General features: G+C 63.9%; 10 protein-coding genes. All 10 read right to left on the reverse strand.

The genetic code is table 11. The features are described from left to right. Positions 1-47 precede the first annotated feature (47 nt). A complete protein-coding gene (mdcH, locus tag BSF40_RS04150; RefSeq protein WP_095964187.1) occupies positions 48-959 on the reverse strand; it encodes a malonate decarboxylase subunit epsilon in 912 nt (303 codons plus the stop codon). Further along, positions 956-1,576 (reverse strand): malonate decarboxylase holo-ACP synthase, encoded by a 621-nt coding sequence (locus BSF40_RS04155; protein WP_095964188.1) that lies wholly within the window; start codon positions 1,574-1,576, stop codon positions 956-958. The genes mdcH and BSF40_RS04155 overlap by 4 nt, the downstream gene beginning before the upstream one ends. Then, positions 1,570-2,373: a biotin-independent malonate decarboxylase subunit gamma gene (mdcE, locus tag BSF40_RS04160; protein ID WP_095964189.1), complete on the reverse strand. Its 804-nt coding sequence runs from the start codon at positions 2,371-2,373 to the stop codon at positions 1,570-1,572. Before mdcE ends, BSF40_RS04155 begins: the two co-directional genes overlap by 7 nt. Next, on the reverse strand, positions 2,370-3,221 hold the full coding sequence (locus BSF40_RS04165; protein ID WP_095964190.1) for a biotin-independent malonate decarboxylase subunit beta: 852 nt from the start codon (positions 3,219-3,221) through the stop codon (positions 2,370-2,372). The genes mdcE and BSF40_RS04165 overlap by 4 nt, the downstream gene beginning before the upstream one ends. Then, entirely contained in the window at positions 3,214-3,513 is a 300-nt protein-coding gene (locus tag BSF40_RS04170) for a malonate decarboxylase subunit delta (RefSeq protein WP_095964191.1), read from the reverse strand. Before BSF40_RS04170 ends, BSF40_RS04165 begins: the two co-directional genes overlap by 8 nt. Further along, a complete protein-coding gene (locus BSF40_RS04175) occupies positions 3,513-4,388 on the reverse strand; it encodes a triphosphoribosyl-dephospho-CoA synthase (protein WP_095964192.1) in 876 nt (291 codons plus the stop codon). Before BSF40_RS04175 ends, BSF40_RS04170 begins: the two co-directional genes overlap by 1 nt. Beyond that, positions 4,388-6,058, reverse strand: a complete 1,671-nt coding sequence (gene mdcA / locus BSF40_RS04180; protein WP_095964193.1) for a malonate decarboxylase subunit alpha — start codon at positions 6,056-6,058, stop codon at positions 4,388-4,390. Before mdcA ends, BSF40_RS04175 begins: the two co-directional genes overlap by 1 nt. Positions 6,059-6,280: 222 nt before the next feature. Further along, a complete protein-coding gene (locus BSF40_RS04185) occupies positions 6,281-6,742 on the reverse strand; it encodes a chemotaxis protein CheW (RefSeq protein ID WP_095964194.1) in 462 nt (153 codons plus the stop codon). Further along, entirely contained in the window at positions 6,735-12,755 is a 6,021-nt protein-coding gene (locus BSF40_RS04190; protein WP_095964195.1) for an Hpt domain-containing protein, read from the reverse strand. Before BSF40_RS04190 ends, BSF40_RS04185 begins: the two co-directional genes overlap by 8 nt. A 37-nt stretch (positions 12,756-12,792) precedes the next feature. Next, positions 12,793-14,853 (reverse strand): methyl-accepting chemotaxis protein, encoded by a 2,061-nt coding sequence (locus BSF40_RS04195; RefSeq protein WP_095964196.1) that lies wholly within the window; start codon positions 14,851-14,853, stop codon positions 12,793-12,795. Positions 14,854-14,877: the final 24 nt, after the last annotated feature.

Consider the following 14,877-nt stretch of genomic DNA (forward strand, 5'->3'; position numbering starts at 1 on the left):
CTCAAAGTGCATTTCGAATGTTGTTTTTGTTGTTCGAAGCCTGAGTTTCAGGAGTGGCGGCTTCCCTCCTCACGCATCAGCGCCTGCAAGGTATCGAGCCGCGCACCGTCGAAGGCAATCACGGTGCCCTGCTCGAACACCCGGCGCGCCAGCCCGGTCAGTACCGCACCGGGCGGCAGTTCGATCTGTAGACGTACGCCGCGCTCGTAGGCGCTTTGTACCGTGCCGCGCCAGTCGACGATGCGGCACATGTTGAACGCCAGGTCGTCACGCAAGGCTTCAGGCTTGATCAGCGGACGCGCACGGCTGCCGCTCAGATAGCCCACCTTCGGGGTTTGCAGCGGCACCTTGGCGAAGGCTTCGGCCAACTGTTGCGCGGGTGCTTCAAGTAATGGGCAGTGGGATGGCACGCTCACTGCCAGACGCTTGACCAGGCCAGCTCCGCAACCTTTCGCCAACTCCGCCACCGCTTTCATCGCTGCATCGCTGCCGGCAATCACTACCTGGTTATCGGCGTTGATATTGGCCAGATAAACCGGCATTTCTACGCTGTGCACCAGAGCCAGTAATCCTTCCACTTTGGCCAGGTCCAGACCGATGATCGCGGTCATGCCGTAACCCTGTGGATAAGCCTGCTGCATCAGCTCACCGCGCAGGCTGACCAGGTGCAGTGCATCGCTGAAACCCAAGGCACCCGCCACCACTGCCGCCGGATAAGCGCCGATCGACAAGCCGGCCACGTAGTCCGGGGCCATGGCCAGCTGGCGTGAAGCGGCGACGCCAGCGATCAGCAGGCAAAGCTGAACCGCCCTCGTCGACCGCAGTGCTTCGGCAGAATCCAGCTGCGTCACGTCTTCACCGAGCCAATCGCTCGCCTCGTTCAACGTTTCCCGAGGCAAACGCGCCAGCATGCCGGGTTGCTGCGCACCTTGGCCGGGGAACACCAGCAAGCTGCTCACGCTGCCTGCTCCTGTGGATGCCACGGGTCAGTGACCAGACGGGCCTGAGTGGCATTTTTCAGCAGGACCCGCGACGCAGTGCCGGCCCATTCGCGCAAGGCAACGGCGCCCAAGGGTGTCTGCAACTGCAGGTCCACACGGCACACGGCCGTGTCGAGAACGGCCACCAGCGCCTGCGCATCGGCACGACTCAACGGACGCGGTGTACGCAGGATCAGATCGAGATCGCTGCCCTCGTGCAGCGCGGCAAACCCGCTGGCCAACTCAAACCCGGCACTGCCACTGACACCCCAGACCCAGCCACTCTCATCAAGGTGCGAACGCAGTTGCGCCAAGGCACGCAGCGCCGGGAAGTCACGCAGGCCTTGAACATGGCAAAGTTCTTCCGGCCGCACCCGCCGTGTGATGGCGGCGACTTCCATCTGTGTCGCAAACCGCTGCTCGCGCAACGGTCCGCGCACACCCACCGCCACCTGCCCCGCCGCGCTCAAGGCGCGACGGACCACCACCGGCTGGCCGGCACTGATCGAGTCGATCACCCAGGTCGGGGCATCCGCAGACACCTGCCGCGGGGTCATGCCCCACAGCAGGTCGTGAGCCAGAAGCGCACTCACCACTGTGCCCTCAGCAATTGGCGAACCTTGCTCGACGCCGCACGATTGGCCGCACCGAGACGACCGCTGAGATCTGCCCCCTTCTCGGCGATATCGCCCATCGCCTGACCCAGGCACTCGGTCACCCGCGCCAGATCCGCCGCAGTCGGCTGCTCGATCTGTTCCACCGACAAGGTTTCCCACAGCAGCCCGAGGCTGGCATAGCTGTCGATGTCATAGGCCATCGGCGGCACGCTGGCCGCCAGGGCTTCGAGTTCTTCGACACTGCGCAAGGTCACCCGCGCCGCCGACGCCTTGCCCATGGCATGCACCATCACCCCCGGATCGCGCAGGGCGACCAAGCGATTGGCCTGATAGCCGTGGGCCAGGAACGCCCCGGACATTGCCTTGCCCACCAGCAAACCGATCACCGCATGACCGGCCAGGCGGGCACGGGCGTAACTGCCCGCCGCTGCGGCCAGCGCCTGATGAATGCCGAGGGCTTCTTCGCGGCGACCGTAAGCCTGGCTCGGCACGTCGACGATGGCGATCAGGGCGCGTTTGCGGGCCTTGCTCTGATCGGCGGCGATGACTTCATCCACGGCCTTGGCCAGGCCCCAGCCTTCGAGCAACCCCACTTCGCCATTGCGTGCACGGACGAAGCGGTTTTCCGGGTCGGCCACCACTGCGATGAAACGCACAGGCTGATCGCCCAGCGCACCGTCCGCGACCTTCAGCGAAGCCGGCAAGCCTTCGACCGCTTTCGCCCCGGCACTCAAGGCGTTGAACCAGTTCAAACCACGCAGGGAATACGAGCTCATGGGCGTTCTCCTTGGTACAGATCGCGAACCACGGACGGCTCGATTTGCGGTTCGGCGTCCAGGCGTGCCAGGCGTTGCAGGAACAGTTCGGCCTGACGACTGCGTGATTGCGCCTGCAAACCTTGCTGGAGCAACTCACCCACCTGCTGGCGAATCTGCGCCACGTCGTCGGCCACATAGCGATCCACCAGACCACTGGCGAAGCGCTGTTCGCCACCGGTCAGGCTCCAGATGAAGGGCCGGTCGCGGGAGTCGTACTCTTCAAGCCCGGCCTCCTGTTCAATCACCTGCGGCCCATTCAGACCCAGTCGCGCTTCCTGGGTCACCAACAGGTAGCTGCACAACCCGGCAGCAATCGACATGCCGCCAAAGCAACCGACGCTGCCCGCCACGACTCCGACCACGGGTTGGTACTGCTGCAAATCGACAATCGCCGCGTGGATGTCAGCAATCGCCGCCAGGCCTAGGTTGGCTTCCTGCAAACGTACGCCGCCGGTTTCCAGCAGCAGCACGGCGCGGGTCGGGATGCCGTTGCGGTTGTCTTCGGCGGCCAGTTCCAGCGCACCGGCGATTTTTGCCCCGCCGACTTCACCGAGGCTGCCGCCCTGGAACGCGCCTTCAATGGCGGCGATCACCACCGGCAACCCATCAAGGTTGCCCTTGACGATCACCACGCCGTCGTCGGCTTGCGGCACCACGCCCTGGCGCGACAGCCATGGCGACATGATCCGTTGAAAGGGATCGAGCAGTTCGCGGAAGGTGCCGGCGTCGAGCAGGGCCTTGGCCCGTTGCCGCGCACCGAGTTCGACGAAGCTGTGCTTGTTCAGCAGGGATGCGCTGTCAGTCATGGCCGATCTCCTCGAAACCCTGTTCCAGACGCAGGCGCACCACGCCGGGGGTCGCGCCGAAATCGTGGATGTCGATGTCCATCGCCGGTGGCGTCTGGCCGTCGAACATCCGTGCGAACAGATGCCGCCAGCGTTGTTCGCTGCCATTGACCGAGGTCTGCACGTTGATCGTCAGCTTGCCGGCCTGACCCGGTTCGATCAGCACTTCCAGATCGCCCGAGCCGACACAACCCACCAGGGTGCGGCCACGTGGCGGCTGCCCGGCGAGGAATTCAAAAGATAAGGTTTCCATCAGAAAGCTCCCTGTTTGAGGCTGTCGCCCGACTCGATGCGGTCGATGAACAGGCAGGCTGCGAGCAGGTCGGCAGCGCCGCCGGGCGAGGCATTCAACGCGATGAGTTGTTGGTCCAGCTCATGCAGGCGGCGACGTCCGGCGAGGCTGGAACTGCCACCCGCATCGAGCACCGCTTGGGCGCCCCGTTGCATGGTGTTCAGGCCTTGTTCCCCGGCGCGGTAAAGCACGCAGGTGTCGGCCAGATTCGTCATGATCGCCAGCAGCGCATCGAGCCGGGCGTGCTGCTCGCCATGACCGGCTGCACGACTGCGCAAGAGTTGTGGCAGAGCGCGTTGGGTCACTGCCGGAAAACCGAGTTGTGCCTCCTCACGGGCGCCCCGTGCGCCGTAGCGTTGGGCGACTTGAGCGCCATGACTGAGCGGGCGCGGCGCGTAACGGTCGTCGAGCAGAGCCAGGCGCGCCGCACGAATCGATACGCTGCTTGCAGCCGTGGACTCAGGGTCCAGCGCAGCGGCCGTCACCAACAGGCCCAAGGCCCAGATCGCCCCGCGATGAGTATTCACGCCGCCCGTGGTGTCGAGCATCGCTTGCTCGCCTTCGCGACCGATGCGGCCGACGGCTTCGCGCAGGGGCAAGCCGATCTCACCGAACGCTGTCGCAGCATCGGCCATCGCCTTGAAGGCCGGCCACAGGGACAGCGCCGAATCGTGCATCAGCCCCAGGTGCAAATCGCTGTGGGCGCCATTGCCACGACGGTCGACCAGTGCCGGCTTCGGCGACAGATCAGCCTCGTCGATCAGCGCGTCCACCGCCAGGTCCGCCAGCCGTTCGGCCAGGCTCAGGGTTTTGGGTTGCAGGTTGAATGCGTGCATTACCAGCTCCTGAACTTGGCGGGCGGGTTGTAGAGGCCACCGGACCACTCCACCAGATCGGCCACGCTTTTCGCCGCGAGCAGTTCGCGGGTGGCGTCGGTGCGACGGATGCCGAGGTCTTCGGGCAAAGCGATCAGGCCTTCGCGGCGCATGCGCGCGGTGTCTTTGGGGTTGTGGCGCAAACCGATGGCGGTCACCCCGGCGACGGCGGCGATCATCGCCTGGCGTTCTTCCAGCGAGCGCGCCTTGTACAGGTAGGCGATGCCTTCTTCGGTCAACAAATGGGTGACGTCGTCGCCGTAGACCATGATCGGTGCCAGCGGCATGCCGCTTTTCTTCGCCACCTCAACGGCATCAAGGGTTTCGACGAAGGTCGGTTTGCCGCCCTCCTGGAAGGTCTCGACCATCTGCACCACGAGTTTCTTGCCGCGCTCGAGCATCGGCTCGGCCACGTCGGTGTTGCGCATGTCGAGCCAGGCGGGTGTACCGTGGCGACGACCGCGCGGGTCGTGGCCCATGTTCGGCGCACCGCCGAAACCGGCCAGACGCCCACGGGTCACGGTGGAGGAATGGCCGTCGCCATCGACCTGCAATGTCGCGCCGATGAACAGGTCCACGGCGTATTGCCCGGCCAGTTGGCTGAACATCCGGTTGGAACGCAGGGAACCGTCGCGCCCGGTAAAGAACACATCCGGCCGCGCTGCAATGTAGTTCTCCATCCCCAGTTCGGTGCCGAAGCAATGCACGCTTTCGACCCAGCCACTTTCAATCGCCGGAATCAGGGTCGGGTGCGGATTGAGCGTCCAGTTGCGGCAGATCTTGCCTTTGAGGCCGAGGGATTCGCCGTAGGTCGGCAGGATCAGCTCGATGGCCGCGGTGTTGAAACCGATGCCGTGGTTGAGGGACTGCACGTTGTGTTTTTCGTAGATGCCGCGAATCGCCATCATCGCCATCAGCACGTGCACCGGCTTGATGTGCCGTGGATCGCGGGTGAACAGCGGTTCGATGTAGAACGGTTTGTCGGCCACCACCACGAAGTCGACCCAGGAGGCGGGAATGTCGACGCGCGGCAGGTCGCTGACATCGTCCACCAACTGGTTGACCTGGACGATGACGATGCCGTCGCTGAAGGCCGCCGGTTCGATCAGTGCCGGGGTGTCTTCGGTGCTCGGCCCGGTATAGATGTTGCCGGCGCGGTCGGCCATGAAGCCGGCCGAGAGCACGACGTTGGGAATCAGGTCCACCACCAGCCGTGCGTAGAGCTCGATGTAGGTGTGGATCGCGCCGATTTCCAGCAGGCCGTCTTCGAGCAACTGGCTGATGCGCAGGCTTTGGGTGCCGGCGAAAGAGAAGTCGAGCTTGCGCGCGATACCGCGTTCGAACAGGTCCAGGTGCTCGGAGCGCCCGACGCTGGGCATGATCATGTGCAGGTCATGCAACTTCGCGGGGTCGGCCTTGGCCAGGGAACGTGAAAGGAAATCCGCCTGCTTCTGGTTGTTGCCTTCGAGCACCACGCGGTCGCCCGGCAGGATCAACGCCTCCAGCGCCGCGACGATGTTATCGGTGGGCAACACCACACCGTCGGCAAGACCTCGCACCAGCTCGAGACGCCGCTGCTTTTCGCTGCGCCGCCGCGTCCATCGCGAGTCGGGGGATATTGTTGTTGTCATGACCACTCCACGGGTTCGCTGTCGTGGGGGTCACATTAGGAGTGTTGGGTGGGGGCATCAATCAAGCAGAGTGGCTGATCGTTACGCTCAGGGTAATGGTTGTCTGGACTGACGCCTTCGCGAGCAAGCCCGCTCCCACACTGGGTCGGCGGCGAACACAAATCCAGTGTGTGAGCGGGCTTGCTCGCGAAGAGGCCAGCAAAATCTATACAAAAACCGCAATCAGTCGACCAACCCGGCATTCACAAGCAGCGCCTCCAGCGCCAGCAAATCCGGCACCTTCGCCACCTGTTCCGCCACCTGCACCGCCGCCTGCTCCAGCGCACACAACGGCACATCCACATAACTCAACTGGCTGTCGAGCTTGCACGAGCGCGGAATCCCTTGCACCAGCAGCGCGATGAACTTCAGCTCCGGTCGCCCGCCGAGAGCGTTGAGAATGACGATCCGCGCACGCTCGCCAATGACAGTTTTCTGCCCGCAGGCCGACTCGAAACTCAGCAGCGGTATCTGCCGTTCGCGCCATGTCACCAGGCCCAGGTACCACGGCGGTGTGTCGAGATCGAAGGTCCCCGGTTGCTGATAGTCGATCAGCTCGGCCACGGCGACGTTGGGCAGGATCAGGTTGCGGTCGGCCAACGGCAGCAGCAGGCCGGTGAGGTTGCTGGTGCGGTGTTCAAGCATGGGTCTTGCTCCAAAAGGCGATGCTTTCGAGCAGCACCGATTCCTGGTACGGCTTGCCCAGGTAGTCGTTGACGCCGATAGCCATGGCGCGGTCGCGGTGCTTCTGCCCGGTGCGGGAGGTGATCATGATGATCGGCAGGTGCTGCAGGCGTTCGTCGTTGCGCACCTGGGTCGCGACCTCGAAGCCGTCCATGCGCGGCATCTCGATGTCCAGCAGCATCAGGTCGGGCATGTGCTCTTCCAGCAGCAGCATGGCATCGACCCCGTCCTTGGCGGTCAGCACGTTCATGCCGTGGCGTTCGAGCAAGCGGCTGGTGACCTTGCGCACGGTGACCGAGTCGTCGACCACCATCACCAGCAACGGCCGATGCGGTTCGACCTCGACCTCCTGCCCCGCGGGACGCTGGGGTACGCGGGCCTGCATGGCGCGAATCGGCGCCAGCAGATCCAGAATCAGCACCACCCGGCCATCGCCGAGAATCGTCGCCCCGGACACCCCTTGCACCGCCGCAAACTGCGGCCCCAGGCTCTTGACCACGATCTCGCGAGTGCCGGCCATGGCGTCCACCAGCACCGCGATGTGTCGTTCGTTGCACTGCACCAGCAGCACCGGCAATGGCAGGCTCTGGCCCAACAGTTTCGGGCGCGGGATGGTTTTCAGCAGCTCACCCAGATAGCACAGCTCGTAACGCTGCCCGGCGTATTCGTAGGTGGGCGAATCGAAACGGAAATAGCCTTCAAGCTCATTGGGCAGGACGCGAACGATGCCGTCGATGGTATTGAGCGGGATCGCGTATTGGTCCTCACCGCACTGCACCATCAGCGCCCGGTTGACCGATACGGTGAACGGCAGGCGAATGCGGAAATGCACGCCCTGCCCGGGCACCGAGTCGATGCTCATGGTGCCGCCCAGTTGCCGCACCTCTTCGTGCACCACGTCCATGCCGACGCCGCGCCCGGAGATCTGGGTGATTTTCTCGGCCGTGGAAAACCCCGGTTGCAGGATGAACTGCAACACGTCGTGATCACTGATGACGCTGTCCGGGGCGAGCAGGCCGCGCTTGATCGCCTTGCGTCGCACCGCGTCCAGCGGCACACCGGCGCCGTCGTCGCGAATGTCGAAAATGATGTCGCCGCCTTCACGCAGCAGATCGAGGGTGATTTTACCCTTGGCCGGTTTCCCCGCCGCCAGCCGCGCTTCGACAGACTCCAGGCCGTGGTCGACGGCGTTGCGCAGCATGTGTTCCAGCGGCGCGGCCATGCGTTCGAGGACGTTGCGATCCATCTCGCCTTCGGCGTTATCGACGATGAAATCCACGTCCTTGCCCAGTTCGCTGGACACCTGCCGGACGATGCGCTGCAAACGCGGGAGCATCCGTTCGAACGGCACCATGCGCGTGCGCATCAGCCCTTCCTGCAACTCGGTGTTGATTCGGCCCTGCTGTTGCAGCAGGTTTTCCGTGTCGTGATTGCGTCGTTCGAGGGTTTCCTTGAGGTCGAGCAAGTCAGAGGCCGATTCGAACAGCGCGCGGGACAGTTGCTGCAATTGAGAGTGGCGGTCCATTTCCAGCGGGTCGAACTCTTCATAGCCCAGGCGTTCGGCGTCGACTTGCTGGCGGCTGAGGATCCGCCCCTGGGTTTCGGTATCGAGGCGGCGCAACTGGTCGCGCATGCGCTCGATGGTGGTTTCCATCTCGCTCAGGGCGATGTGCGCATCGTTGACCTGCTGTTCGATCCGACCACGGAAGATCGATGTTTCACCGGCCAGGTTGACCAGATCGTCGAGCAGCTCCGCCGAGACCTTGACCATGTCGGCGCCGACATCGGACGGCGGCGTCAGTGGCTCGGCCTTGGGCGTGGCCGGCGACACAACCGGCGCGGGCGCTTCGGGCACGGCCGGGTGGCTGAAGTTCTTGATCGCATCGATCAAGCGGTCGGCGGGCGGCATCGGCTCACCGGCGCGGGCCGCGTCGAGCATCTGCGCCAGGCGGTCATGGCTGCGTTGCAACAGCGCGAACAACGGCGCCGTCGGTTGCAGCACGCCGGTGGACAAGCCTTCGTAGAGGAATTCCAGCTCATGGGCCAGGTCGCCAATCGCGGCGATTTCCACCATGCGCGCGCCGCCCTTGAGGGTGTGCAGGTCGCGCAGCAGGGTTTCCACTTCCTGGCGACTTGAAGGCTGGGCCTGCCAACGCTCAAGCGCCGCACCGGAGCTTTCGATGATGTCGAAGCCTTCCTCGAGGAAGATCTCCAGCAACTCCGGATCATGGGCGGCCGAGTCATTGGTGGCCGCCAGTTCGCTGACCTCGGCGGCACCCGAGTGGCCCTGCCGGTAGACGCGAATGGCCTCGATCAGCTCAGCGCAATCGCCCAGGGGCTGGTTGTGCTGTAACTGTTCAAGGTATTGCGCCAAGCGGTCATGGCTCTGCTGCAACAGCACCGCCAATGAGTCGCTGTAGGCGTAGCGACGATCCACCAGGCCTTCGTAAAGGCTTTCCAGTTCATGGGCCAGATCGCCAACCGGCCCGACCTCGGCCATGCGCGCGCCGCCTTTGAGGGTGTGCAAGTCCCGTTGCAGGGACGACAGCGGCGCGGCGTTGTCCGAGTCACGCAACCAGCGTTGCAGGGCCTGACCGGCGCTTTCGAGGATATCCACCGCTTCTTCAAGGAAGATCGCAACGATTTCATCGTCCAGTTCGCGCCCCTCTCCTGTAGGAGCGAGCTCGCTCGCGATGGGCGTTAACGATGACGCGTTGTCATTGGATAAGCGCGGCGCATTTGAGTCCATCGCGAGCGAGCTCGCTCCCACAGGGGCAGGGGGTAGCGTGTGCTCTAGATCGGCGGTGGCTGCGCCCAATTCGCGGATGCTCAGGGTGCGGCTGCCATCACTGCGGATCAGGCCCATGGCCGACGGGTCGAGGCTCTCGTCGAGCAGCTCGCGCAAGGCCCTGATCCGTTGCGGCTGCGGGCTGACTTCCTGACCGGCGGCCAGTTCGTCGAGCATGTTGATCAGCGCTTCGTGGGCACCCTGAGCCTCATGGAAAAACCGCTCGCTGACCGCCAGGCTGCTTTCTTCCACGGCACCGTAGAGGTCGAGCAACGCCTCGCACAGCTCATCCACCGGGTGCAGGTCGGCCAGGTGGGCGCCTTCGCCGAGGGTGGTCAATTCATCCAGCAGCGCGCTGAGCTCCTGGCGTTCGCCGGGATGTTGCTGCCAACGTTGTAGCAGGCTCTCGGCGTCCAGCAGGATGTCCATGCCCTGGGCGAGGAAGTTGTTGATCAGTTGCGGATCGCGCTTGATCCGTAGCCCGGTGTTCGGAGTGTTCAGGAGGTTTTCCAGGCGCTCGGCCAGCAGCGCTCTGGCTCGCTCGGTCAAACCCCGGGCGCCGGGAATTTCCGCCAGCGGATCGGACTTGAGCTGGCGCAAACCGAGGCGGAACAGCCCTTCTGCCTCCAGCAGCAATTCCACTTCGTCCAGGTCCAGCGCGATCAGGTGCGCCTTGTATTCCCGGGCCAGTTGATCCAGTGGCGCGGCCAGCTCGGCAATCGGCAAGACACCGGCCATATAGGCACTGCCCTTGAGGGTGTGCAAGGCGCGCTGCAATTCGTCGCTGGCCTGCAACGGCACGTGCTCGGCGGCCTGATCAAGGAAGCGATTGAGGCTGCCCAAGTGGGTTTGCGCCTCTTTGCGGAAGATCTCCAGCAACAGCGGGTCGAGGGCCGCGACATCCTGTGTATCCTCATCGGACACCGGTTCGTCGCCCTTGGCCAGGGCATGGGCGCGGGCGGCCAACTGGTCGACATCGTTGCGCTGACGCTGGGCATTGGCGGCGTATTCAGCCACCAGCTCCGGCAGCAGATGCAGCACATCGCCGATCAGTTGCTGCACCGTAGCCCCCGGTTCCACACTGTTTTCCAGTACGCGGTTAAGCAGGTTCTCCACGGCCCAGGCCAGCTCGCCCAGCACCAGGGCACGCACCATGCGACCACTGCCCTTGAGGGTATGAAAGGCGCGGCGCAGTTCGCTCAGGGCCGAGCGGCTGTCAGGATTGGCTGACCAGCGCGGCAAATACTCGCGCAGGATTTCCAGGACTTCGTCGGTCTCTTCAAGGAACACCTCGCGCAGTTCCTCGTCCACCGGTTCTTCGCCCGGGGGTGGCGGCAGCAGGCTGCCCGGGGTGTCCAGGGCGGGCGGGTTCAGGCTCGAAACCGGGCTGGCGAGCACATCGGCCAGGGTCTGGACGATCTGCGGGTCATCCAGCTCCTGCATCCTCTGCATGACCTGCGCTTCGCTCGGGTTGAGCACTTCGTCCAGCACGGGCACCTGCTGCTCACTGGGGAAAAACCCGAGGTTCGCCAGGCTCTTTTCCGCGACATCGAGCAGGTTTTCACCCTGCGCCTGCGGGTCATCGCCGAGGCGTTCGAGGTAGTACTCGATGCTGGTGATCACGTCGGCCAGACTGTCCAGTTCCTGCCAGCCCGGCTGACCCGGCTCGAGCAACAGGTGCTCGCGAATAAAGTGATTGCAGGTGTCGACCAGGCTCGCCGCCCGGCTCAACGGAATCATCGCCAGCGCGCCGCGTACCTGGGTCAGCAAGGCCGGCAGCGCCTGCAAATGCTGGCGGTCCCAATCGGCGTCGATGTAGTCGACGATCATGTCCTTGGCCTGCTGCAAACAGATGCGGGCCTCCTTGATCACGATCTGATGGATCTGTGTCAGGTCGGTGGTCGGCAGGCGGTTGTCATCCTGGCTCTCCGGCTCCACGGTTCCGACCATGCCGGCCAGCGTCGCCTCGACGTACAACAGGGCCCCGGCAACGTCCATGAGGATCGCATCATTGGGTTCGCGCTGGCCCTGGGCGAGGCTGAGCACCACTGCCAATTGATCGATGATCACCTTGCGCGGCTGGCCGAAGCCCAGGACCGCCAGGGTGTCGGCGATTTGCCGCAGCGGTGCCAGCAGGCTGTCGAGATCAGCGGTGTGCTGGCGGTCACTGCGCACGAACAGATCCAGGCGCTCCTTGACCCGCACCAGCTCTTCGCACAGCGCTGCCAGCACCGAGCGCATGGCGTCACGGTCGGGGCCGGCCAGCCGCGCGCGTTCTTCATCGACCATCGCGCTGTCGGGCAGCGCGTCGTCCAGTGAGTAGCGTTCTTTCATGGTCAGCATCTGCCCAGTGGGATGTTCGGCCTTGGCTATGTAGAACAGCAAACTCTTGAGCAGCTCCGGTGGCGCCGGTTGATTGATGCCGCGCATGCCTTCTTCAAGCAGGCGCTTGAGCTCCTTGTCGGCATCCTTGAACAGGCTGCGCAAGGCCGGGCTGTTGGCGATCGCACCGCCCTGCATGCCTTCGACCAGCGCCGAGGCCACCTGCCATAGCGGGCTCAGGGGGGCATTGGCGCACAGTGCTTCGAGGCGGACGAATACCTTGGCCAGGTAATCGAGGTTGGTTTCGTTGTCCTGCTCACGCAGGAACCCGACCAACGCCATTTGCAGCATCTGCCGCAGCTTGCGCAGCACATTGGGCAATTCGGCCGGCTCAAGCTGCGCCAGCGTTTCTGCGTCCAGTGCAGGCAACTCGGGTAATTGCGGGCTGAACAGGCTGGTTTCCGACAGCAGGCTTTCGCCCCGGGCGCTGCGCAGGTCGTTGATCAGGGGCAACACCACCAGTGGCAAGTCGCGGCGCGCACCTTGCACCCGGTCCAGGTAGATCGGCAACTGCCCGAGGGCCTGCATCAACAGGTGCAACGCCTCGTCGCGATGGCTGACACGGTTGCCCTGCAAGGCCATGGCCAGTTGTTCCATCTCTTCGGCGAGCAACGCCGCACCGTAGAATTCGACCATCTGCAAACTGCCGTGGACCTGATGGATGCACGCAAGGCATTCATCCAGCGCGTGCGTCGCCTGCGGGTCATCGAGCAGGTTTTCAATCGCGTGATGAGCCTGTTTCAGCGTTTCGGCAATCTCGCCCTTGACCCACTCGAGGGCCACATAGTCGTGCCGATCACCCATAACCACTCCAATCACAATTCAGATACCCATGGGCGGTTCAAGCTTTGTCCACAACCTGCGCCTTGGCATCCGGCAAGGTGAAACCGGACACCGAACGGCGCAACTGACTGGCCATTTTAGCCAGGTTGCCGATGCTGTCGGCCGTGGCGGTGGAACCCGACGACGTCTGCGAGGTGATCTGCTGGATCACGTTCATCGTCAGGGAAATCTGGCCGGCCGACGACGTCTGCTGTTGCGCGGCATTGGAGATGCTCTGGATCAGCGCCGCGAGCGTCTTCGACACACCCTCGATTTCTTCCAGGGCCACACCGGCATCCTGCGCCAGACGGGCGCCGCGCACCACTTCGGTCGTCGTCTGCTCCATGGAGATGACCGCTTCGTTGGTGTCGGTCTGGATCGCCCGCACCAGAGTCTCGATCTGCCGGGTGGCGGCGGAGGAGCGCTCGGCCAGCCGCTGCACCTCATCGGCCACCACGGCGAAACCGCGACCGGCGTCGCCAGCCATGGACGCCTGGATGGCCGCGTTGAGGGCGAGGATGTTGGTCTGGTCGGCAATGTCATCGATCAGGCTGACAATGTCGCCGATTTCCTGGGACGACTCGCCAAGGCGTTTGATGCGCTTGGCGGTGTCCTGGATCTGCTCGCGAATGTTGTCCATGCCGTGGATGGTGTTGTGCACCACCTCGTTGCCCTTGTTGGCAATTTCCACCGAGCGCTCGGCAACCGCCGAAGATTCAGCGGCATTGGCCGACACCTGGTCGATGGACTCGGCCATGTCGTTGATCGCCATCGAGGCCTCGGAAATCTGCTGGGCCTGATGTTCCGAAGCCTGAGCCAGGTGCATGGCGGTGGCCTGGGTTTCCTGCACGGCGGCGGCGACCTGGCCGGCGGTGAGGTTGATGGTCGCGACCAGATCGCGCAACTGGTCGACGGAGTAATTGATCGAGTCGGCGATGGTGCCGGTAAAGTCTTCCGTCACCGAGGCCGTCACCGTGAGGTCGCCGTCGGCCAGGTCTTCGATCTCGTCGAGCAAACGCATGATCGCGTTCTGGTTACGCTCGTTTTTCTCGGCGGTTTCGCGCAGCTGGCGATTGGTTTCGCGCACCATCACCAGGCCGATCAGGATGATCGAAGTCAGCGCCAGCAAGCCCAGCACATAACCGCCTATGGTGTCGGTGGTGCGCCCGCCGACCATGTTTTCAAAACCGCTGGCCAGGTGTGAGGCTTCGTCGAGCAGGGTTTGCGACAGACTGAAAATGTTCGAGGCCGATTCACGGACCTTGAACAGCTCGGGCGAGGTTTCGAGGATCTCGTCCACCGAGCCCGAGACGAACTCGAACAGCTCGGCAATTTCCGCCAGTCGCGCACGGGCGTCGCGGTCTTCGACCTGACTGACCTTGAGCGCCGGGTCGCCCTGGAGCATGCCGTTGAGCACCTTGCCGAACTGCGTCGCGTCACGCCCGAACGCATCGGCGGCCTGCTGTGAGTTTTCGTCGCCGGCCAATACCGTATTGACCGCACCGAGGATCCGCTCGGCCAGCAGCGATTGGCGCTGGGCCATGGCCACCTGGGCCGCCGGGGCGCCCCGTTGCAGGAGGATCTCGACGACTTTTTCGTACTCGACCTGCAACTGCGGCACGGTTTCGGCCAGCGTCGCGGCGACCTGATGCAGGGACAGTACGGTTTGCTCGCTGGAGAGAATCGCGTCGGTATTTTTCAGCAGGCGTTCCCAGTCCTGTTGCACCGCGCGCATCTCTGGACGCACAGTGGCCGGGGCCGGTGGCAGGCTGGTGACCGGGTCGCCCTTCTTCAGATAGCCCCAGCGCCGGGCAAAGTCATTGCGCGCATCGCTGAGCAACTTGAACGCGGCAGCCTTGCCGGCGGCAGCCTCTGTGGCGTTCTTGGCGATGCGCTGGGACAACACGCGCAGTTCGCCGGCGTGGCCGATGTACTGTTTGTCGTAGGTCGCCTGGGTGTTGAGGTACGCGAAGTTGGCGAACAGCAGCATGATGAAGACGATCAGCGCGATAAACAGCACGATGATCTGCGACCGGCTGCGCGACCCCTCCATTGGCTTGCCTGCTTTTGTTTTTGTCATCGGTCCTCGCCTGTTAACCCACTT

It is taken from the genome of Pseudomonas sp. ACN5, assembly GCF_002303975.1.
GTDB lineage: Bacteria > Pseudomonadota > Gammaproteobacteria > Pseudomonadales > Pseudomonadaceae > Aquipseudomonas > Aquipseudomonas laurylsulfatiphila.

What these genes read in the sequence shown, in the direction of transcription:
- BSF40_RS04170 (WP_095964191.1), bottom strand. Translation starts at nt 3,513, where the DNA reads ATGGAAACCTTATCTTTTGAATTCCTCGCCGGGCAGCCGCCACGTGGC.
- mdcA (WP_095964193.1), bottom strand. Translation starts at nt 6,058, where the DNA reads ATGACAACAACAATATCCCCCGACTCGCGATGGACGCGGCGGCGCAGC.
- BSF40_RS04190 (WP_095964195.1), bottom strand. Translation starts at nt 12,755, where the DNA reads ATGGGTGATCGGCACGACTATGTGGCCCTCGAGTGGGTCAAGGGCGAG.
- BSF40_RS04195 (WP_095964196.1), bottom strand. Translation starts at nt 14,853, where the DNA reads ATGACAAAAACAAAAGCAGGCAAGCCAATGGAGGGGTCGCGCAGCCGG.
- mdcE (WP_095964189.1), bottom strand. Translation starts at nt 2,373, where the DNA reads ATGAGCTCGTATTCCCTGCGTGGTTTGAACTGGTTCAACGCCTTGAGT.
- BSF40_RS04185 (WP_095964194.1), bottom strand. Translation starts at nt 6,742, where the DNA reads ATGCTTGAACACCGCACCAGCAACCTCACCGGCCTGCTGCTGCCGTTG.
- BSF40_RS04175 (WP_095964192.1), bottom strand. Translation starts at nt 4,388, where the DNA reads ATGCACGCATTCAACCTGCAACCCAAAACCCTGAGCCTGGCCGAACGG.
- BSF40_RS04165 (WP_095964190.1), bottom strand. Translation starts at nt 3,221, where the DNA reads ATGACTGACAGCGCATCCCTGCTGAACAAGCACAGCTTCGTCGAACTC.